Source organism: Telluria beijingensis (assembly GCF_030770395.1).
Lineage (GTDB): Bacteria > Pseudomonadota > Gammaproteobacteria > Burkholderiales > Burkholderiaceae_D > Telluria > Telluria beijingensis.
Window position 1 is genome coordinate 3,708,800 of the sequence record NZ_CP132480.1, and the last position, 19,532, is coordinate 3,728,331.

Sequence of the window (19,532 nt, forward strand, 5' to 3'; positions counted from 1 at the left end):
TTGAATTCGGATTAACGTCGACGGTTTGAATTCCGACTGCATTTGCGTTGACCAACGTTGGCAAAGGTGCGCGCCATGAGCGGCGCGCATCGATCAACGGCCGAGCTTTTCGAGCTTGGCGATCGACAGGTCCAGCACCTTCATGCCGGCCGACCCGAAATTGATCTGGGCCCGCGCCGCGCCGGCGCCGCCTTCGATATTGACGATCACACCCTCGCCGAACTTGGCGTGCGATACCGATTCGCCCACCCGCCAGCCGGTGCCATTGCCGGACTTCTGCGTGATCTGCTGCGCGATCTTGTTGTCGCTGCCGCCTTCGCGGAACTTGGCGTCGTCCCAGGCCGTCGTCTGCTTGCGCCCCGCGAACCAGGCGGTCTGCACGCGCGGCGACAGCCACTTGAGCGCTTCTTCGGGCAATTCGTCGAAGAAGCGCGACTTCATGTTGAAGCGGGTCTGGCCGTGCAACATGCGCTGCTGGGTGAAGCTCATGTAGAGGCGACGGCGCGCGCGCGTGATGGCCACGTACATCAGGCGCCGTTCTTCGTCCACGCCCTCGGCCTCGCGCGCGCTGCTCTCGTGCGGGAACAGGCCTTCCTCGAGGCCGGTGATGAAGACCGCGTCGAATTCGAGGCCCTTGGCCGAGTGCACCGTCATCAGTTGCAGCGCCTCTTGCCCGGCCTGGGCCTGGGCGTCGCCGGCCTCGAGCGAGGCGTGCGACAGGAAAGCCGACAAGGGCGACATCACGGTCGGCAGCGGCGCGCCGCCGTCGATGACCTCGATGCCGTCCTGGTAGACCACGGCCTCGCCGGCCTGGGCCTGCGACGGCGGTCCGAGGTGGGCCGGCGCGCCGATACCGAAACCTTCTTCCTGCACGAACTGGGTCGCGGCGTTGACCATCTGTTCCAGGTTTTCGATGCGGTCGGCGCCTTCCTTCTCGTTGGCGTAGTGTGTAAGCAGCGTGCTGCGTTCGAGCACCACGCGCACCAGTTCGGGCAACGGCAGTTGCTGGGTCTCGAAGCGCGCGCCTTCGATCAGCTTGACGAAGCCGCCGAGCGAGTTGCCGGCCTTGCCGGTCATGTAGGGCACGGCTGCGTACAGCGAGATGCCGTAGCTGTCGGCCGCCATCTGCAGTTGCTCGATCGAGCGCGCGCCGATGCCGCGGGTGGGGAAGTTCACCACGCGCAGGAAGGCCGAATCGTTGTGCGGATTGTCCATCAGCTGCAGGTAGGCGATGGCGTGCTTGACCTCGGCGCGCTGGAAGTAGCGCAGGCCGCCGTAGACCGTGTAGGGAATGCCGGCCGCGAACAGCGCATGCTCGATCACGCGGCTTTGCGCATTGGAGCGGTACAGCACCGCGATCTCGTTGCGCGGCATGCCCTCGTTCATGAGGCTTTTCGCCTCGTCGATGATCCACTGCGCTTCTTCGAGGTCGGACGAGGCCTCGTACACGCGCACCGGTTCGCCCTGGCCCGCATCCGTGCGCAGGTTCTTGCCCAGGCGCTTCGTGTTATTGGCGATCAGGTAGTTGGCGCTGTCCAGGATGTGGCCGTGCGAGCGGTAGTTCTGCTCCAGCTTGATCAGGTTCTTGACCTGGTAGTCGCGCTCGAAGGCCGACATATTGCCGACGTTGGCGCCGCGGAAGGCATAGATGCTCTGGTCGTCGTCGCCCACGGCGAAGATGGCGCCGCCGCCGCTCTCGCCCTGCCCCGCCAGCAGTTTCAGCAGGTTGTATTGCAGGTCATTGGTATCCTGGAACTCGTCGACCAGGATGTGGCGGAAGCGCATCTGGTAGTGATGACGGAGCGGGCCGTTGCGCGCCAGCAGTTCATAGGAACGCAGCAGCAGTTCGGCGAAATCGACCACGCCCTCGCGCTGGCACTGCTGGTCGTACAGCTCGTACAGCTCGACCATGCGGCGTTCGATCGGATCGTACGCCTCGACCTGCGAGGCGCGCAGGCCCTGGTCCTTGGCGTTGTTGATGAAGTACATCAGGTTCTTGGCCGGGTACTTCTCGTCGTCGACGTTGTGCGCCTTGAGCATGCGCTTGATCAGCGACAGCTGGTCTTGCGAGTCGAGGATCTGGAAGGTCTGCGGCAGCGCGGCGTCGCGGTAATGGGTGCGCAGCAGGCGGTTGCACAGGCCGTGGAAGGTGCCGATCCACATGCCCCGCGTATTGATCGGCAGCATGGCCGACAGGCGGGTGAGCATCTCCTTCGCCGCCTTGTTGGTGAACGTCACCGCCATGATGCCGGCCGGCGACACCTGGTTGGTCTGGATCAGCCAGGCGATGCGCGTGGTCAGCACGCGCGTCTTGCCGGAACCGGCACCGGCCAGGATCAGCGCGCTCTGCGAAGGCAGTGTAACCGCGGCAAGTTGTTCGGGATTGAGGTTGTGAAGGAGGGTCTGCATCCGGCCATTATACCGCCGCGTTTTACTGTATGCCCATCCAGTTTGGTCAATCCCCCCGGACGTTCTAGACGATCTTGATGATCAGTCCCACGTCCATGGTGTCGTCCGCGCGCACCACGACGCGCTGGCCGGGATTCACGTGGCGCGTTTTCGCCGCGACGATGTCATCGGCGACAGTCAGCCTGGTAAACACCTGCATCGGCTCGCGCCGATCGTAGTGCTTGATAGTGAATTCGAGGCGCCATGGCGTGTCGCCATGCATCCCGCTGATCATCGCGCGCTCGCCGCGGAAGACATGGGCCACCGGCTTGCTGGTCTCGCCCAGCAGGTCGAGACTCATCGCCACCTGGTACGGCGGCCGCGGCAAGGCCTGTGCGGCGCCGCCCAGCGTGGCGGCCAGTGCGCCGAATGGCAGGGTCAGGCAAAGACGGCGGCGCAGGCCGCTGATGGAAGATGAACGCATGCTTGCCTCGAAGTGGTGGTGGTTGCCCCATCGTCGCATGGCAGAACGGCAAGTGCAATGCGCCGCGCATGAAATGCTACTTTACTGGCCGGCCGAGCGCGTCGTCTGGTATTGCGGCAGGCCGTCGTCGCATTTTACCCAGTTCAGGCGGCTGCGCACGAAGGTATGGTCGGCCGGCGGCACCTGCTCCGGATCGTCGAGGCTGGCGGTGGCGAGGTCGATCTCGTCAGGCCAGCGTTCGTCGTGCCAGGTGAGCGTTGTGCCGCACGATGGGCAAAAGCTGCGCACCGCATGTTCGCTGGACCGGAAGCGCTGCGGCGCGCTGGCAGTCCAGTGCAGGCTGACGGTCTTGACACTGAACCAGGCGATGGCCGGCGCGCCGGACGCCCTGCGGCAATCCGTGCAATGGCACAAGGTACTGTTGAATGGCTGGCCATGCGCCTCGTAGCGCACCGCCCCGCAGAAGCATCCTCCCTGCAAGCTCATCCGTTTCTCCTTCCTTGAATCGTCGGCGATTTCACAAAGGAAATCACATTAACATCGCGCAACTTCTTGCAAACGCAATTCTCAGCCGCGCGCCGCCTCGTTATCTTTTCGCTTATTTTAATGACAGATTCGCGACATGGTCGCGAACCCCGTCGCATGTGCATTCATTCGTGCCCAGGCGCACGGTGCGGGCCTGGTGTCCGCGCCGCGCCAGGGGACAAACCTAAGGAGAACACTATGTTGGGTCGTGTTGTTACCGTGGCCGCACTGGCCGTTGGCGGCGCAATGCTGTCGAAGAAACTCAAGCAAAACCGTGGCTTTGGCGCCAGCTCGTCGATCGTCGAGACGATTGAAATCAATGTGCCTGTACGTACTGCCTACAACCAGTTCACCCAGTTCGAAGACTTCCCGCAGTTCATGAAGAGCGTGAAGGAAATTCGCCAGCTGGACGACAAGCACCTGCACTGGAAGGCCAACGTGGCCGGCGAAGACAAGGAATGGGATGCCGAGATCACCGAGCAGATCCCGGACAACCGCATCGCCTGGCGCAGCGTCACCGGCGTCAAGAACGGCGGCGTGGTCACCTTCCACAAGATCTCGGACACCGTCACCCGCATCGCGCTGCAGATGGACTACGAGCCGGAAGGCCCGCTCGAAACCCTGGGCGACGCCCTGGGCGCGGTGCGCATGGAAGCGCGTTCGAATCTGGCCAACTTCAAGGAGTTGCTGGAAAAACGCGGCAGCGAAACCGGCGGCTGGCGCGGGAAGATCGATCAGCATTGATCGGTCACGCATGCAGTCACCGGGCTGCTGGCGCTAACGCCTCCGTTAGCGCCAGCACGTCGCCCCCGCGAAGGCGGGGGCCCAAGTTCTGCTAGCAACCAGGTACTGCTTGCGCTACCAATTCGCTTGCACACTTGGGTTCCCGCCTTCGCGGGAACGACGTCCTCTTACGGCCGACGGCTATTGACCGCCTTCGTCGTCGCCGGCAACTCCACCCGCTTCACCGGCATCGCCTGCGCCGCGATGAATCCCTCCAGCGCCTGCGACAGGTCGGCAACCACCTGGCTGCCATACGACTCCTCGATCAACCTGTATTGCTGCTCGATCAACGGCGCGATCTCGTCGATCAGCTTGTCCCCTTTCGGCGCCAGCCGCACCCAGATCCGCCGCTGGTCGGCCGCCACCCGCTGCCGTTCGACCAGGCCCAGTTCTTCCATGCGCGACAGCACGCCGGTCATGCTGGGACTGAGGATCTGGCACAGGTCGCACATCTCGCGCGGTTCCAGTTGCCCGTGTTCGTCCAGCACGCGCAAGATCCGCCACTGCTGCTCTGTCACGCCGAAATGGTTGAGGATTGGACGAAAATGCGACATCAGCGAATCGCGCGCCTTGAGGAAAAGCTGGGGCAAATTGCGGTGAGTGATACGGCGGGCCAATGCGTGCTCCGTGTTAAATGTGTCTACATCAAGAAATATCGGGCAAGCACTAGCACTTGACTGACTAAGATATTAGTGATTAACTACGAATATATTAGTGAGTTTTCTTGACTCCGTCTATTTTTTGCGAATGCGGTCGAAACCGTGATTATCCGAGAGCGTCCTTCCGGGCTCAAGCTGTTCCTTCTGCTGCGCGGCTCGGTCCTGCCCCGCATCCTGCCCACCCTGCTGGTCAATATTGCGGTGGCAACGCTGGTCACCTGGTCGCACGGCGACCTGTGGGACCTCAAGATTACCCTCACCACGATTCCCTTCACCCTGATCGGCTTGCCGATCGCGATCTTCCTCGGCTTTCGCAACAACTCCGCCTACGACCGCTTCTGGGAAGGCCGCAAGCTGTGGGGCGAGCTGGTGCTGCGCTGCCGTAACCTGGCGCGCCAGGCGACGAGCCTGATCGACGATCCACAGCCCGCGCTTGCAAGCAATGGTTTGCAGGATACACGGGTACGCATGATCTACCGCGCGATTGCGTTCGTCCACGCGCTGCGCGACCACCTGCGCGACCAGCCGAGCTCGCCGCAAGTGGCGACTTTGCTGCTGCCGGACGAAGCCGACGACATGGCGCGCGCCCGTAACAAGCCGGACTGCCTGATGCGCCATATGGGCGCCGACCTGCAGCGCTGCATCCGGGAAGGACGCATCGAAGCGTGCCTGGCCGCCAATATCGACAATACCCTCTCGAGCCTGACCGCCGCCGCCGCGTCGTGCGAGCGCATCAAGAATACGCCGATCCCCTATTCGTACACGCTGCTGCTGCACCGCACCGCCTATATCTACTGCTTCCTGCTGCCCTTCGGCCTGGTCGATTCGATCGGCTTCATGACGCCGTTCGTGGTCGCCATCGTGGCCTATACCTTCTTCGGCCTCGATGCGCTGGGTGACGAGCTGGAAGAGCCATTCGGCATCGAACCCAACGACCTGCCGCTGGACGCCATCTGCCGCGCCATCGAGATCGACCTGCGCACCGCCCTGCGCGACGACCACGTGCCGCCGCCGCTGCAGCCGGTCGACTACTGCCTGACCTAGGAGCCACCATGCACCACGACCATCACTTAGTCCACGACCGCGTCCGCCTGCCGCAGCTGCGCGAACGCATCACCAGCGCTGCCGCCGCGGCCGAATGGATCCACGACGGCATGACCGTCGGCACCAGCGGGTTCACCCGCGCCGGCGACGCCAAGGCGGTGCCGCTGGCGCTGGCCGAGCGTGCACGCACGACGCCGCTGGCGATTACCCTGATCACCGGCGCCTCGCTCGGCGGCGACACCGACGCCATGCTGACGCAGACCGGCGCACTGGCGCGCCGCATGCCCTTCCAGACCGATCCCACGCTGCGCGCCGCGATCAACCGCGGCGAGGTCATGTTCACCGACCAGCACCTGTCCGAGACGGTCGAACTGCTGCGTACGCGCCAGCTTGCGCCGGTCGACGTCGCCATCATCGAGGCGGTGGCGATCACCGAGGACGGCGCCATCATCCCGACCACCTCGGTCGGCAACAGCGCCAGCTTCGCGATCCTGGCCGACAAGGTGATCGTCGAGATCAACCTGAACCAGTCGCCGGCGCTCGAGGGACTGCACGACATCTTCATTCCGAAGCTGCGGCCGCAGCGCGAACCGATGCCCTTGAAGACCGTCAGCGACCGTATCGGCACCACGGCCATCGTCATCCCGCCCGAGAAGATCGTGGCCATCGTCATGACCGAGAAGCACGACAGCGCCTCGACCATCCTGCCGCCGGACGACGACACCGCCGCGATCGCCGGCCACCTGACCGGCTTCTTCAATGCCGAAATCGCCGCCGGCCGCCTGACCGAACGGCTGATGCCGATCCAGGCCGGCATCGGCACCATCGCCAACGCGGTGCTGGCCGGCCTGATCGACGGCCCGTTTACGGGCCTGAGCATGTATTCCGAAGTGCTGCAGGATTCGACCTTCGACCTGTTCGACGCCGGCAAGCTCGATTTCGCCTCGGGTTCCTCGATCACCCTGTCGGAAGAAAAAGGCCGCCAGGTGTTCGCCGACCTGGCGCGCTACAAGGACCGCCTCGTCCTGCGCCCGCAGGAAGTGAGCAACCATCCCGAAGTGGTGCGCCGGCTCGGCATTATCGCCATCAATACGGCGCTCGAATTCGATATCTACGGCAATATCAACTCGACCCACGTCGGCGGCACCCACATGATGAACGGCATCGGCGGCTCGGGCGACTTCGCCCGCAATGCCTATCTGTCGGTGTTCGCGACCAAGTCGGTCGCCAAGGGCGGCAGGATCTCGAGCATCGTGCCGATGGTCTCGCATGTCGACCATACCGAGCATGACGTCGACGTCGTGGTGACCGAGGTCGGCCTGGCCGACCTGCGCGGACTGGCGCCGCGCGAACGGGCGCAGCGCATCATCGACAACTGCGTGGCCGAGCCATATAAACAGATGCTGCGCGATTATGTGGAAGAAGCCAACCGCGGTGGCGGCCACACCCCGCATGTGCTGGAGAAGGCGTTCTCTTGGCACGTGCGGTATCGCGACACCGGATCGATGCTGCCGGCCGCGTCATCGCATTGACGATGGCCGACATGCGCGGGGTGTGGACGGCCCCGCCGTCCACCGGAATTCAACCCACCGTCGGCACCGGCTTGGCCAATCCTTTCGCGCGCGCATCCTTGATCAAGGCGCGCACCGTCCTGTCGGCGGCCTTGCTCTCGCGCTCCATTTCCTTGCCCAGCTCGCCCATGCGCTTGCCCAGCTTTTCCATCGGCTGGTTGGCGATCTCCATCTGGCGGCCGATGTCTTCCATCGAGGCGCGCTGCTGGCGCGCCTGCGGGCCGTTGTAGGCTTCGCCGATGCGCTCGCCGGCATCGGACATGCGCTTGCCGGTCTCGGCCATCTTCTGCTGGATGATGCGGCGCTCCGCATCGTCGCCCGCCGCCGCCATCTGCCGGCTCAGCATATCCATGTGCTTGCTGAGCGCCTGCATGCCGTCGTCGACTTCGCGCATGTCGCGCGCGCTCGGCATATTGGCGGGCTTGGCCGCGGCGCGCTCCATGTCACGGCCGAGCGCTTCCATCTTCTTGCCGTGCTTTTCCATTTCCTTGCCGTGGACTTTCATCATCTCGCCCAGGCGGTCGAGCGGCGCCCAGGCGGCGCGCGCCTTCCTGATCGTGTCCGGGTCCTCGATCACATAGCCGTGACCATCGGCGCGGAACCAGATGAATTCGCCCTTGATCGCGCGCTGGGCGGCGCGCACCTCGTCCCAGTCGTCGCTGCTGCCGCTGATGTCGAAGCGGCCGGCGGTGTCGCGCACCAGTGCATACGGCTCGTCCGCCGCCGCCACGCGCACCACCCGCGCCTTGCTCTCGGCCGCCGCATGGGTCGGCATGGTGAAGGCCGCCAGGGTGGCCAGGCCGAGGAGCGGAAGCGCCAGCTTCCAGTGGATCGAGGCGGTGCGTGACATGGGCGGTCTCCAGTGATAGGCCGGACGTAGCCGGCGATGGAAACAGGGTAGACAATCCGGCGTGCGTCGCCCAGCACGCTGCGACAGACGGTCGAAAACGGGGAACAGGCGGCAAAACCGGCGCCAGGACGACAACGCGGCCTGAAAGGCCGCGCAAGACGATGCATATGCGGCGGGCCGGACGGCCGACCGCGAGAGAACGTTAGTAGACGACGACCGAACGGATCGACTCGCCCGACTTCATCAGGTCGAAGCCTTCGTTGATGCGGTCGAGCGGCAGGTGATGGGTGATCAGGTCGTCGATATTGATCTTGTTTTCCATATACCAGTCGACGATCTTCGGCACGTCGGTACGGCCGCGGGCGCCGCCGAAGGCCGAACCCTTCCACTCGCGGCCGGTCACCAGCTGGAACGGACGGGTGGAGATCTCCTGCCCGGCCGCCGCCACGCCGATGATGATCGACTGGCCCCAACCCTTGTGGCAGCACTCCAGCGCCTGGCGCATGGTGTTGACGTTGCCGACGCACTCGAAGCTGTAGTCGGCGCCGCCGTCGGTCAGCTGGATGACGCTGTCGACCACGTTCTCGACCTTGGTCGGGTTGATGAAATGGGTCATGCCGAACTTGCGCGCCATCGCTTCGCGTTCCGGGTTCAGGTCGACGCCGATGATCTTGTCGGCGCCCACCATCTTCGCCGCCTGGATCACGTTCAGGCCGATGCCGCCCAGGCCGAACACGACCACGTTGGCGCCCGCTTCGACCTTGGCGGTAAAGATTACGGCGCCAATGCCGGTGGTGACGCCGCAACCGATGTAGCAGATCTTGTCGAACGGCGCGTCATTGCGCACCTTGGCCAGGGCGATCTCGGGAACCACGATGTAGTTCGAGAAGGTCGAGGTGCCCATGTAGTGGTAGATCGGCTGGCCGTCGATCGAGAAACGGGACGTCGCATCGGGCATCAGGCCGCGGCCTTGCGTCGAGCGGATCGCCTGGCACAGATTGGTCTTTTGCGACAGGCAGAATTTGCACTGGCGGCATTCCGGCGTGTACAGCGGGATCACGTGGTCGTCCTTGCGCAGGCTCGTCACGCCAGGGCCGACGTCGACCACCACGCCGGCGCCTTCATGGCCCAGGATGGCCGGGAAGATGCCTTCGGGGTCAGCGCCCGACAGGGTGTAGTAGTCGGTATGGCAGATGCCGGTGGCCTTGACCTCGACCAGCACCTCGCCGGCCTTCGGACCTTCGAGTTCGACCTCTTCGATCGTGAGCGGATGGCCCGCCTTCCATGCAATTGCTGCCTTGGTTTTCATATCGTATTCCCGTTGCTTGAAGAAAAGCGCGTCCATGAGCGCGCCGCAAAGGTGACATGATAACAAGCTTGCGCGATCGCGTGCGGCAACGGCCGCAATCGTTCGCCACCCGGGCGCTGGCGCAGGCGCATCCGATCGGTTACCATCGTCCCCTGCACCTTTGCAGGGCCTATTGGAGAACACCATGCCCGATCCCGCGAAGGTGCGCGCCGCGCCCGCGATCCCGCGCTACGAACTGCTCGCGCTCGACCTGTCCCTCGCCTTTCCGGCCGCGTTGCGGCCTACGGTTGCCGCACTTACCGACAGTGCAGGCTGGCGTCCCGAAATACGCCACTATACTTACCAGGTCGTGTCCGGCGGCGACACCTTGAGCATTCCCCGACGGCTCTACATCGACCGCGGCCTGCTGTGGGACGATGCCGGCCGCGACGCGACAGCAAGCGGCATCGCCAGGTGCCTCGGCACCCGCCACCATGACGGCTATGTGCGCGACGCTTGCCTGGAGCGGCTGCTGGCCGCGCCGCAAGGCTGGATGGCGCCCTTCATCGTGCACCTGGTCGGCGAATACGTGGACGAGATCGTGCAGCGCATCGAGACGGCGCTGCCGGGCTTCGCGCCGGACATGCGGGCCGCCCTCGCCGCCTTCGTGCGCGAGAATCCGCGCTACCTGGACACGATCGAGCGCCGCACCATCAGCTATCGGCCCTATGGCTGCGCGGCGTCGGCAAGCTATGCGGGCAAGCGTGTCATCGCCTTGCTGCGGGCGCTGGGCCGGGAAGCGTGAGCCGCATCCGCTGCTCCATCAATTCCGAGCCGGGCCGCAAGGGTTCGCGCACGCCGGCGTCGACGAAACCGGCGCGCTCGTACAGGCGCAAGGCCTCGACATTGGTGCAGGTCACGCCCAGCTGGACTGCCTGCGCGCCACGCTCTGTTGCCCAGCGCACCGCCTCGTCCAGCAAGGCGGCGGCCACGCCGTGGCCGCGCGCTTGCGGCGCCACCCACATCTGGAACAGGTTGACGATGGACGCATCCGCCGCATCCTCCTTGGCCCAGGCCAGCCCGACGAGCATGCCGTTTGCCTCGGCCGCCAGCGCGCGGTCGATGCCGGACGTGGTCGAGCACGCCAGCCGCGCGGCCCAGGTCTCGGGCGCCAGCGCCTCCTCGGCGGCCAGCGTGCTGCCGAAGGCGTCCGGCGCATCGGCCAGCGCGCGCAGGCGGATCGCGCGGTAGGCCGGCCATTCCTCAACCGTGAATGGCCTGACGGTGAAAGCGGTGGCGGCGTGCGCCATGGCGAACTCCTGCTTATTGTTGGATAGTAATTTTAGCAGGCGGCATTCGCGCCACTGCCGAGCGCCATGCGCCGCCCACAATTGGTACATTGCGCGCATTGACCAAGGAGAGCGCCATGTCGGAATCGAACAAGAACGTATTGCAACAGGCAAACGCCGCAGTGAGCCGGGGCGACAACGAAGGTTTCCTGTCCTTCTGCACCGACGACCTCGTCTGGTCGACGGTCGGTGGCGAGACCCTGCGCGGCAAGGAGGCGGTGCGCGCCTGGATGGTGGACGGCTACGCCGAGCCGCCGACGTTCACGGTGCGCGAACTGGTGGCCGAAGGCGACTTCGTGGTTGCCCTGGGCGACATCGAATCAAAGGACGAGAAAGGCAGCCCGGTGCAGAATGCCTATAGCGACGTCTGGCGCTTTCGTGATGGCAAGATGGCCGAGCTGCGCGCCTTCGTCATCCCGGTCGGCTCGGCGGGCGCCTAGTCTTCCCCGTCCTCCATCCGGCGCTTGCGCGCCCGCCCGACGGCGATCCGGTTGCGCGTGGTGAAAGCGATCAGGCGCGCCACCACCACCGCCAGGTACATCAGGCCGATCAGCATCTCGACGCTGGCCAGCGCCCGCGCATGCACGGTCAGGGGGATCACGTCGCCGATGCCGGTGCTCGACAGCAGCGCGAAGCTCAGGTAGTTCAGTTCGGTCCACGTGCGCGGCGCGGCGGGGTTGACCGCGGCCGCGAAGGTGCCGGGATGGACTTCCTGCAGCAGCACGTACAGGTGGGTAAAGGCCCATGCCAGCAGGGTGAAGGTAGCGCCGGCCGCGAACAGCTCGTCGGTGGTGGCCAGTTCGTCGTCCATCATGTAGGCGATCAGGCTGCCCGCCGCATAGAAATAGAACAGCGCCTCGAGGCCGGACGACCAGGCCAGCAACTGTTTTAGTCCGAACAGGATCTGCGCCAGCAGCAGCACGATGATCGGCACCGCCAGCGCCCAGCTGACCCGCACCTCGCCCGGCGTGCGCCGCACCATGCGGATGGTAAAGGCCAGCACCACGATGCCGAAGGCATTGAAGGCCACCTGGCCGGCCCGCGTGCCCTCGATGAAGGGATAGGTCAGCATGCCGGCCAGCTGGACCAGCAGCAGGATGGCGGACGGGTGGCGGCGGGTGTGCGTGAACAGGAGCAAGGGGCGCATGGGCTGGCGGCGGTGATCGCGGTGCGCCCATTGTAGGTTCAGGCGGGCGGGAACAGCGCGCCGAACGCGCGCGCCGCGCCGGCGGGATCGCGCGCGCCATAGACGCTCGTGATGGCCGCCACCAGGTCGATGCCGCGCGCCACCAGCGGCGCCGCATTGGCGGGCGTCATGCCGCCGATGATCACGATCGGCAAGCTGAACTCGGCGCGCGCCTGGTCCAGCAGCTCGGGCGGCGTCACGAACGTGTATTTCTTGACCGGCGAGGGATAGAAGCCGCCGAAGGCGATGTAGCTGGCGCCGTCCTGCACTGCCGCGCGCGCCAGGGCCAGCTCGCCATAGCACGAGGCGCCGACGATCTTGCCAGGCCCCAGCAGCGCGCGCGCCGCGCGCACGCCCTGGTCGGTATGGCCCAGGTGTACGCCGTCGGCGTCGATGTCCTGGCACAGGTCGAGGTGGTCGTTGATCACCAGCGGCCGGCCGTGGCGACGGCACAGCGCCAGCAGCGCCGTCGCCTGTTCCTTGCGCAGGGCAGGCACCGCCTCCTTGTGGCGGTACTGGACCAGGGCGGCGCCGGCTCCCAGCGCCGCATCGGTGGTGGCGATCAATCGCTCGGTATCGTCCCAGTTGGGGGTGACGAGGTACAGGCCGCGCATGCGGACTCCTTTCAGTGGTGGGGTTTCAGCAGGCGGCGCGGGATGCGCTGCCCCGGCGCCAGCGCATACGACTGCGCCAGCGTGTGGTGGGTATAGGTCTGGGCCGCGTCGAGCGCGGCTTCCATGTCGTCGCCGAGCGCCAGCCGGGCGGCGAGCGCAGCGGCCAGCGTGCAGCCGCTGCCGTGGTAGCCGTGCGGCAGGCGAGGCCAGTGCCAGCTGCGCAGTTCGGCGTCTCCCTGCAGCCAGCGGTTGACGACGAGGTCGCCCACGGCATGGCCGCCGGTCACCAGCATCTGCGCGCAGGCATCCGGTCCGAGCGCGTCCCGCTCGGGCAGGTTGGGCAGCACGATGGTCGCCAGCGGCATCAGTGCACGCAGCGCCTCGGCGGCATCGCCCTGCCCCAGCGCGTCGCCATGGCCGCTGGCCAGCACCGGGTCGAGCACCACCGGCAGCGCCGGCCGGCGTGCGCGCAACTTGCCGACGATGCCGGCGATCGCCGCCGCATTGGCGGCATTGCCGGGGATGCCGAGCTTGACCGCCGCTATCTCGAAGGCGTCCAGCAGCGGCGCCGCCTGGCGCTCGACCAGGCTGGCCGCGACCGGCTGCGCATCGAAGACCCGGTTATTGTCCTGGCTGGTCAGGGCGGTGGCCACCGGCAGCGGGTGCGCGCCTTGAGCCGCGATCGCCAGGATGTCGGCCGCCAGGCCGGCGCCGGCGCCGGGGTCGAGCCCGGCGAACACCAGCACGCAGGCGGTCATCCCGTGATCTTTCCTTCGCGGGGCGAGGACGGCGAGGCCGCGAAGCGCTTCGGCATCCGGCCGGCGAGATGCGCGTCGCGCCCCGCCAGCACCGCGTGCTTCATCGCGCGCGCCATGCGCACCGGGTCGCGCGCGGCGGCGATGGCGGTGTTCATCAATACGCCGTCGCAGCCCAGCTCCATCGCGATCGCGGCGTCCGACGCCGTGCCGACGCCGGCATCGACCAGCACCGGCACCGTGGCCTGCTCGATGATGAGCGACAGGTTCCACGGATTGAGGATGCCCATGCCGGAGCCGATCAGCGAGGCCAGCGGCATCACCGCCACGCAGCCGATCTCCTGCAGGATGCGGGCCTGGATCGGATCGTCGCTGCAATAGACCATGACGTCGAAGCCATCTTTTACCAAAGCCTCGGCCGCGACCAGGGTCTCGGGCATGTGCGGGAACAGCGTCTTCTCTTCGCCCAGCACTTCCAGCTTGACCAGCTTGTGCCCGCCCAGCAGCTCGCGCGCCATCTGCAGTGTATAGATCGCGTCCTTGGCGTTGTAGCAGCCGGCCGTATTCGGCAGGATGGTGAAGTCGCTTGGCGGCAGCACGTCCAGCAGGCTCGGGGCGTTCGGGTCCTGGCCGATGTTCACGCGGCGGATCGCCACCGTGACGATCTCGGCGCCGGCGGCCAGGGTCGCTTCCCGGGTCTGGTCCAGGTCGCGGTACTTGCCGCTGCCGACCAGCAGGCGGGATCGATAAGCGCGGCCGGCGATGGTCAGCACGTCGTCGCGGTTCATGTCGTTCATTGCATTCATAGTCTGTCTCCTGTCAGCCGCCACCGATGGCGCGCACGATATCCACCCGATCCTGTTCCTGCAGGCGCCGGTGCAGCCATTGCTGGCGCGGCACCACTTCGCGGTTGACCGCGAGCGCCATCCCCTGCCCCGTCAAGCCCAGCTGTTCCAGCAGGCCGAACAGGGTCTGTCCCGGCGGCACCTGGCATGGGGCGCCGTTCACTTCGATCGGCGTCATTCACACCTCCCGGTACAGCTGGGCGCCGTTCCGGACGAACTCGATCGCCTTTTCCTGCATGCCCTGGGCCAGCGCACTCTCGCCCTGCACGCCCTTGGCGGCGGCATATTCGCGCACTTCCTGGGTGATCTTCATCGAACAGAAATGCGGCCCGCACATCGAGCAGAAATGGGCGACCTTGGCCGAATCCTTCGGCAAGGTCTCGTCGTGGAATTCGCGCGCTTTATCCGGATCGAGACCCAGGTTGAACTGGTCTTCCCAGCGGAACTCGAAGCGCGCCTTCGACAAGGCGTTGTCGCGCAGCTGGGCGCCCGGATGACCCTTGGCCAGGTCGGCCGCATGCGCCGCGATTTTATAGGTGATGATGCCGTCCTTGACATCGTTCTTGTCGGGCAGGCCCAGGTGCTCCTTGGGCGTCACGTAGCACAGCATGGCGGTGCCATACCAGCCGATATTGGCGGCGCCGATGCCCGAGGTGATGTGGTCGTAGCCCGGTGCGATATCGGTGGTGAGCGGCCCGAGCGTGTAGAACGGCGCCTCGTGGCACTGCTCCAGCTGCAGGTCCATGTTTTCCTTGATCAGGTGCAGCGGCACGTGGCCGGGGCCCTCGATGATGGTCTGCACGTCGTGCTTCCAGGCGATCTGGGTCAGCTCGCCCAGGGTCTTGAGCTCGGCCAGTTGGGCTTCGTCGTTGGCGTCGTAGATGGAGCCGGGCCGCAGGCCGTCGCCCAGGCTGAACGACACGTCATAGGCCTTCATGATGTCGCAGATGTCTTCGAAATGCGTGTACAGGAAGGATTCGCGATGGTGGGCCAGGCACCACTTGGCCATGATCGAGCCGCCGCGCGAGACGATGCCGGTCAGGCGGTTCGCCGTCATGGGCACATAGCGCAGCAGCACGCCGGCATGGATGGTGAAATAGTCGACGCCCTGCTCGGCCTGTTCGATCAAGGTGTCGCGGAAGATCTCCCACGTCAGGTCTTCGGCCTTGCCATTGACCTTTTCCAGCGCCTGGTAGATCGGCACCGTGCCGATCGGCACCGGGCTGTTACGGATGATCCATTCGCGCGTCTCGTGGATGTGCTTGCCGGTCGACAGGTCCATCACGGTGTCGGCGCCCCAGCGGATGGCCCAGGTCATCTTTTCCACTTCCTCGCCGATCGACGAGGTCACGGCCGAATTGCCGATATTGGCATTGACCTTCACCAGGAAGTTGCGGCCGATGATCATCGGCTCCAGTTCCGGGTGGTTGATATTGGCCGGGATCACAGCGCGCCCGCGCGCGACTTCCGAGCGCACGAATTCGGGGGTGATCTCCGGCGGGATGCTGGCGCCGAACGACTGGCCCGGATGCTGGCGGCCGAGCAGCGCCGCCACGCGCTGGCCCATCGGGCCGGACGACTCGAGCGAAGCGATGTATTCCTTGCGCTGCATGTTCTCGCGCAAGGCGATGAATTCCATCTCGGGCGTGACGATCCCCTGGCGCGCGTAATGCATCTGGGTGACGTTGGCGCTGCCATCGCCGATCGGGGTCGCGCGGCGCGGCGCGCGCTGCAGGTTGAAGCGCAAGGCGGCCAGTTGGGGATCGTTCAGCCGCGCCTGGCCATAGCGCGAGGAAGGGCCAGCCAGTTGCTCGGTGTCGCCCCGCTCGGCGATCCAGCCCTGGCGCAACGGCGCCAGGCCGCTGCGGATATCGATCGCCGCCGCCGGCTCGGTGTAGGGACCGGACGTGTCGTAGACGAACAGCGGCGGATTCGGTTCGCCGCCGAAGCTGTCCGGCGTGGGCGACTGGGTGATCTCGCGCATCGGCACGCGGATGTCGGGCCGGCTGCCTTCGATATAGACCTTGCGGGAGTTGGGTAACGGATTGACGGCCGCGTGGTCCACGGTGGCGGTGGCGGCGTCGAACTTCAGAGGTGCATTCATTTGGCTCCCTTGCTTGCGGAGCCAGCAAAGGAGGTACCGGGTACGGCAAGGCGGGCGCAAATATGCGCACGGCCGCATGAACTCGGCTGCTTCCCTTCGCTGGCATTATCCAGATCAGGTTCGGAGGGTATTTCTCACCCACGCGACCTTGCACTCACATGCAAGGCCGCGCAGGACCCCTAGCGTCTGCCGCCAAGGAGCGTGAGCTCCTGGCAGCCGGCCGATTATAGCCCAATCGTTTTTCGGTGGACTAGGGAAGCACTGATTTATTCTGGCGCGCAGGAATCGGTCACGAAAAATGTGCCCGGCAAGGCGCAAACCGGAGCGATACCCAGTGGTATCGCGAGGATTTGCAACGCCGCAGGGCGCATTTTCTCGTGGCCGAGGCCGCCGCCATGAATAAATCAGTGCTTCCCTAGAATCGATGCGGAGCGATTACATCATGGGCGGCTCCTGTTCCAGCGCGTGCAGCTGCAGTTCTCCGTTCACGAAGCGCACCTCGACGAAGGGCGTGCGCGCCGGCTCGATGGCGCGCACGACGGGCGGCCCGTCATCGACCGCGACTTCGAGCCGCACGCTGTCGGCGCTGGTCTTGACGTCGACCGAGTCCGCACGCGAGATCGTCCAGTCGGTGCTGACGCCGGAACGCTGGTACACCTGCTTGCCATCGACCAGCACGCTCACGGTATTGTTCTGGAAGCCTTCGCCTAACCTCACGCGTAATGTCATGACCCGCCCCTCCTCAGATATCGACGCGGGAGCGCCGGACAGGCTGCGCTCCCCGCATGCCTGTCCGGACAATCCCAGCACCAGCAAGACAGCAATCCAGGCCAGGCGCCTCATTCTTTCTCAGGCCTCCCGAAAACCTGGGTCGTGATCTGGTTCAGTGTATCTTGCGCGGCACGCTCGTCCCCGCTCGCCATCTGGACACAGGACAGGGTGTACCGCACTTCGTCCTCGGACACCGGATCGAGCACGTGGGTACCGGCCACGCTCGCGAGCAAGGCGATGCTTTCCTCCTTGTTGGCGGCGCGCACGGTGACCGGCCGGCCCTTGCCCGCATTGACGGTCTTGAACACGCGCCCGGCGTTGATGCCCTTGATCATGCGCGCATAGGTGGCCATCGGATGGGCGCCGAAGCGGTCGATCACCTCGTCGAAGGCGGCATTGCCGGAGCGGAGCGTCACGTTGTCCGAACCTTGCAGGTAGAGCAGCACGCCCTGGTCGTCGCCCATGAACAGGTCGGCCAGCGTGTCTTCGTCGCGCGTGACCGGGTAGCGCACCCGGATCGTCAGGATGTCGGACAGCACCTGCGAGCCGTCGAGCGCCGCATAGGCCGCACGCACCCGGTATTGCCCCGGCTGGTCGAAGTAGAAGCCGCCCTTGCCGTAGCCGATATAGGCGCTGTCGCGCACCTCGTCGTCGACGCCGAGCACTTGCTGGCGCTCGCCGACCAGGTGGTCGATCATCGGCTCGTAGGCAACCACTTGGCCGCTCGGCTTGCTGATGACGATCCTGACCATGCCGAAATCGGGATGCAGCCAGGTGTGGGCACGCCGCCCGCGGGTGGTGGTGGCCTTGAGCTTGAGCTCGAGCACGACCGGTTCGCCCAGCGCGAAACTGCGCTGGTGGGTCGAGATCCCCAGCACCAGCCCCGACTCGTCCGCGATCGGATCGGCCAGTACCTCACGGCCCAGCGACGAGCCGACGATGAAGTTGTTGCCGCCCATGATGACGTCGTTGCGGAAGCCATGGCGCAGGTGGATCAGTTCCTCGTCGTCGAAGCGGAAATCGAAACTGCTCCAGAAACCGGCCGGCCCGCCTTTCGGGTAGTACCACGGGTAGTTCATCCACGACAGCGCATCCGGCCGGTCTGGCTTGGGCGGCGATGCGAGCGACTTCTGCCATGAGTGCAGGAGGTTGAAGCAATGCCCGAGCTCGTGCACATAGGTGTAGAGCTGCAGCCGCTGCTGCTCGGCCGAGGCGCCGCCGATGCCCGCGTTGAACACGGCGCAGCCCTGGCGCTGCTTGCCCTGCTGGTCGAACATGATGCCGTACAGGCCGCTGCCATAGTCGTGCTGCTGGGCGACCAGTTGCCACACGCACCATTGCTGCACATCGCTCCAGAGGGTGAAATGGGTCTGCATCGAGGCGTGCAGCTCGGCATTGCTCCAGGCGGCGTTCGCCTGCGCTTCGGAGATATTGATCACGTTATTGCCGCCGGTCGGCACCATGCCGATGCCGGCTTCGCCGAAGGCGCTCACCACGCTGAGGTTGCGCGCACTGCCGCCCGACGGCAGCGAGCCGGTGTCATAGCTGGCGAAGGTCGAGCCGACCAGGTCGGACACGCTGTCTGTCTCGATCCTGACGGTGCGGAAATGCAGCGACGAGAACGGGCAATGATAGGAGGCGCCCGGTGCATTGGTCACGGTGAAGAATTGCAGGGTGGCGGCCGCCTGCGGCTGCAGGATGTTGACCCGCGGGATCGTGACCTGCACCACCGGCGCACCGGCCGCGAAGGTAAAGCGGCCCATGCCCTTGACCACGACCTTGGAACTGCTGACCGTGATCGTCGGGCTGTCCACCACGAAGGAACCGAAGTACGAGGTGGTCTTGCCGACGGTCTGGTAGAAGTCGCCGCTCACCCGCTTCATGGGGCGGCTGCGGTCGACGTCGACCCGCAAGTCGACCTGGAAGGCGCCCAGCGTCCCGGCATAGCAGCCGCTGACCGCCTTCTTGATCGGCAGCGGGATAGGCGGTATCGGGAATTTCGGGATCGGCGCAGGCGGCACATGCGGGATCGGCGGCGCCTCGGGCAAGGCGCCGGTCGGGGCCGTATCATGGGGTTCATGGAGCCCCAGTTCGCCATTGGTCAGCCCGGAAATCTCTTCATAGCTCATCTGCCCCCTGTCTTCCAGCAACGCCTCTTCACCGGCGTTTTCAACCCCAGTTGGATCAATTTGTGACATGGTTGTTCTCCTTGATGCCCATTCATCGCGTGCGCAGTCAGCAAAGCAGCCGCGGCCCTGGTCGGTACAAGTCATCTTCCTTTGCAGGCGGATGTGGTGCTTGGACCGTCGGGATACG

General features: G+C 65.5%; 20 protein-coding genes and 1 riboswitch. Of the genes, 5 read left to right on the plus strand and 15 right to left on the minus strand.

Translation table 11 applies throughout. The features are described from left to right. Positions 1–93: 93 nt before the first annotated feature. From Q9246_RS16395 to Q9246_RS16405, 3 genes are all read right to left on the minus strand, one after another. Positions 94–2,409 carry a UvrD-helicase domain-containing protein gene (locus Q9246_RS16395; RefSeq protein WP_306391708.1) on the minus strand — a complete coding sequence of 772 codons (2,316 nt, stop codon included), beginning with the start codon at positions 2,407–2,409 and terminating at the stop codon, positions 94–96. A gap of 64 nt (positions 2,410–2,473) precedes the next feature. Continuing rightward, positions 2,474–2,872 (minus strand): hypothetical protein, encoded by a 399-nt coding sequence (locus Q9246_RS16400; RefSeq protein ID WP_306391709.1) that lies wholly within the window; start codon positions 2,870–2,872, stop codon positions 2,474–2,476. Between the two features lie 81 nt (positions 2,873–2,953). After that, a complete protein-coding gene (locus Q9246_RS16405; protein ID WP_306391710.1) occupies positions 2,954–3,358 on the minus strand; it encodes a GFA family protein in 405 nt (134 codons plus the stop codon). A 237-nt stretch (positions 3,359–3,595) separates the two neighbouring features. On the opposite strand from Q9246_RS16405, the gene Q9246_RS16410 reads away from it, so the two are divergent. Next, positions 3,596–4,141, plus strand: a complete 546-nt coding sequence (locus tag Q9246_RS16410) for an SRPBCC family protein (RefSeq protein WP_306391711.1) — start codon at positions 3,596–3,598, stop codon at positions 4,139–4,141. A 167-nt stretch (positions 4,142–4,308) separates the two neighbouring features. Here the strand turns inward: Q9246_RS16410 and hpaR are convergent, their stop codons facing one another. Continuing rightward, positions 4,309–4,797 carry a homoprotocatechuate degradation operon regulator HpaR gene (gene hpaR, locus Q9246_RS16415; RefSeq protein WP_306391712.1) on the minus strand — a complete coding sequence of 163 codons (489 nt, stop codon included), beginning with the start codon at positions 4,795–4,797 and terminating at the stop codon, positions 4,309–4,311. Between the two features lie 144 nt (positions 4,798–4,941). Between hpaR and Q9246_RS16420 the strand changes: the two genes are divergently transcribed. Then, positions 4,942–5,883, plus strand: a complete 942-nt coding sequence (locus Q9246_RS16420) for a bestrophin family protein (RefSeq protein WP_306391713.1) — start codon at positions 4,942–4,944, stop codon at positions 5,881–5,883. Between the two features lie 8 nt (positions 5,884–5,891). Further along, positions 5,892–7,415: an acetyl-CoA hydrolase/transferase family protein gene (locus tag Q9246_RS16425; RefSeq protein ID WP_306391714.1), complete on the plus strand. Its 1,524-nt coding sequence runs from the start codon at positions 5,892–5,894 to the stop codon at positions 7,413–7,415. A gap of 49 nt (positions 7,416–7,464) precedes the next feature. On the opposite strand, the gene Q9246_RS16430 is transcribed toward Q9246_RS16425, so the two are convergent. Beyond that, positions 7,465–8,304 (minus strand): hypothetical protein, encoded by an 840-nt coding sequence (locus Q9246_RS16430; protein WP_306391715.1) that lies wholly within the window; start codon positions 8,302–8,304, stop codon positions 7,465–7,467. A 202-nt stretch (positions 8,305–8,506) separates the two neighbouring features. Next, positions 8,507–9,613 (minus strand): S-(hydroxymethyl)glutathione dehydrogenase/class III alcohol dehydrogenase, encoded by a 1,107-nt coding sequence (locus Q9246_RS16435; protein ID WP_306391716.1) that lies wholly within the window; start codon positions 9,611–9,613, stop codon positions 8,507–8,509. Between the two features lie 184 nt (positions 9,614–9,797). Between Q9246_RS16435 and Q9246_RS16440 the strand changes: the two genes are divergently transcribed. Beyond that, positions 9,798–10,397 carry a hypothetical protein gene (locus Q9246_RS16440; RefSeq protein WP_306391717.1) on the plus strand — a complete coding sequence of 200 codons (600 nt, stop codon included), beginning with the start codon at positions 9,798–9,800 and terminating at the stop codon, positions 10,395–10,397. Here the strand turns inward: Q9246_RS16440 and Q9246_RS16445 are convergent. Beyond that, positions 10,360–10,902 (minus strand): GNAT family N-acetyltransferase, encoded by a 543-nt coding sequence (locus Q9246_RS16445; protein ID WP_306391718.1) that lies wholly within the window; start codon positions 10,900–10,902, stop codon positions 10,360–10,362. The two genes, Q9246_RS16440 and Q9246_RS16445, sit on opposite strands and share 38 nt — an antisense overlap. Before the next feature lie 116 nt (positions 10,903–11,018). Here Q9246_RS16445 and Q9246_RS16450 point away from each other — a divergent pair, with 116 nt between their 5' ends. Beyond that, on the plus strand, positions 11,019–11,381 hold the full coding sequence (locus Q9246_RS16450; RefSeq protein ID WP_306391719.1) for a nuclear transport factor 2 family protein: 363 nt from the start codon (positions 11,019–11,021) through the stop codon (positions 11,379–11,381). Here Q9246_RS16450 and Q9246_RS16455 read toward each other — a convergent pair. From Q9246_RS16455 to Q9246_RS16490, 8 genes are all read right to left on the minus strand, one after another. Further along, entirely contained in the window at positions 11,378–12,088 is a 711-nt protein-coding gene (locus Q9246_RS16455) for an ion channel (protein ID WP_306391720.1), read from the minus strand. The genes Q9246_RS16450 and Q9246_RS16455 overlap by 4 nt on opposite strands. A 38-nt stretch (positions 12,089–12,126) precedes the next feature. Continuing rightward, on the minus strand, positions 12,127–12,741 hold the full coding sequence (thiE, locus tag Q9246_RS16460; RefSeq protein WP_306391721.1) for a thiamine phosphate synthase: 615 nt from the start codon (positions 12,739–12,741) through the stop codon (positions 12,127–12,129). Positions 12,742–12,752: 11 nt separating this feature from the next. Continuing rightward, complete coding sequence (locus Q9246_RS16465) at positions 12,753–13,499, minus strand: bifunctional hydroxymethylpyrimidine kinase/phosphomethylpyrimidine kinase (protein WP_306391722.1); 747 nt, start codon at positions 13,497–13,499, stop codon at positions 12,753–12,755. Then, entirely contained in the window at positions 13,496–14,302 is an 807-nt protein-coding gene (locus Q9246_RS16470) for a thiazole synthase (protein WP_306391723.1), read from the minus strand. Before Q9246_RS16470 ends, Q9246_RS16465 begins: the two co-directional genes overlap by 4 nt. Positions 14,303–14,315: 13 nt before the next feature. Next, entirely contained in the window at positions 14,316–14,519 is a 204-nt protein-coding gene (gene thiS, locus Q9246_RS16475) for a sulfur carrier protein ThiS (RefSeq protein ID WP_306391724.1), read from the minus strand. Beyond that, positions 14,520–16,445, minus strand: a complete 1,926-nt coding sequence (thiC, locus tag Q9246_RS16480) for a phosphomethylpyrimidine synthase ThiC (RefSeq protein WP_306391725.1) — start codon at positions 16,443–16,445, stop codon at positions 14,520–14,522. A 74-nt stretch (positions 16,446–16,519) separates the two neighbouring features. Further along, a riboswitch (TPP riboswitch) is annotated at positions 16,520–16,636 on the minus strand. A gap of 244 nt (positions 16,637–16,880) precedes the next feature. After that, positions 16,881–17,174, minus strand: a complete 294-nt coding sequence (locus Q9246_RS16485) for a hypothetical protein (RefSeq protein ID WP_306391726.1) — start codon at positions 17,172–17,174, stop codon at positions 16,881–16,883. Positions 17,175–17,284: 110 nt separating this feature from the next. Continuing rightward, positions 17,285–19,414: a hypothetical protein gene (locus Q9246_RS16490; RefSeq protein WP_306391727.1), complete on the minus strand. Its 2,130-nt coding sequence runs from the start codon at positions 19,412–19,414 to the stop codon at positions 17,285–17,287. Positions 19,415–19,532 lie beyond the last annotated feature (118 nt).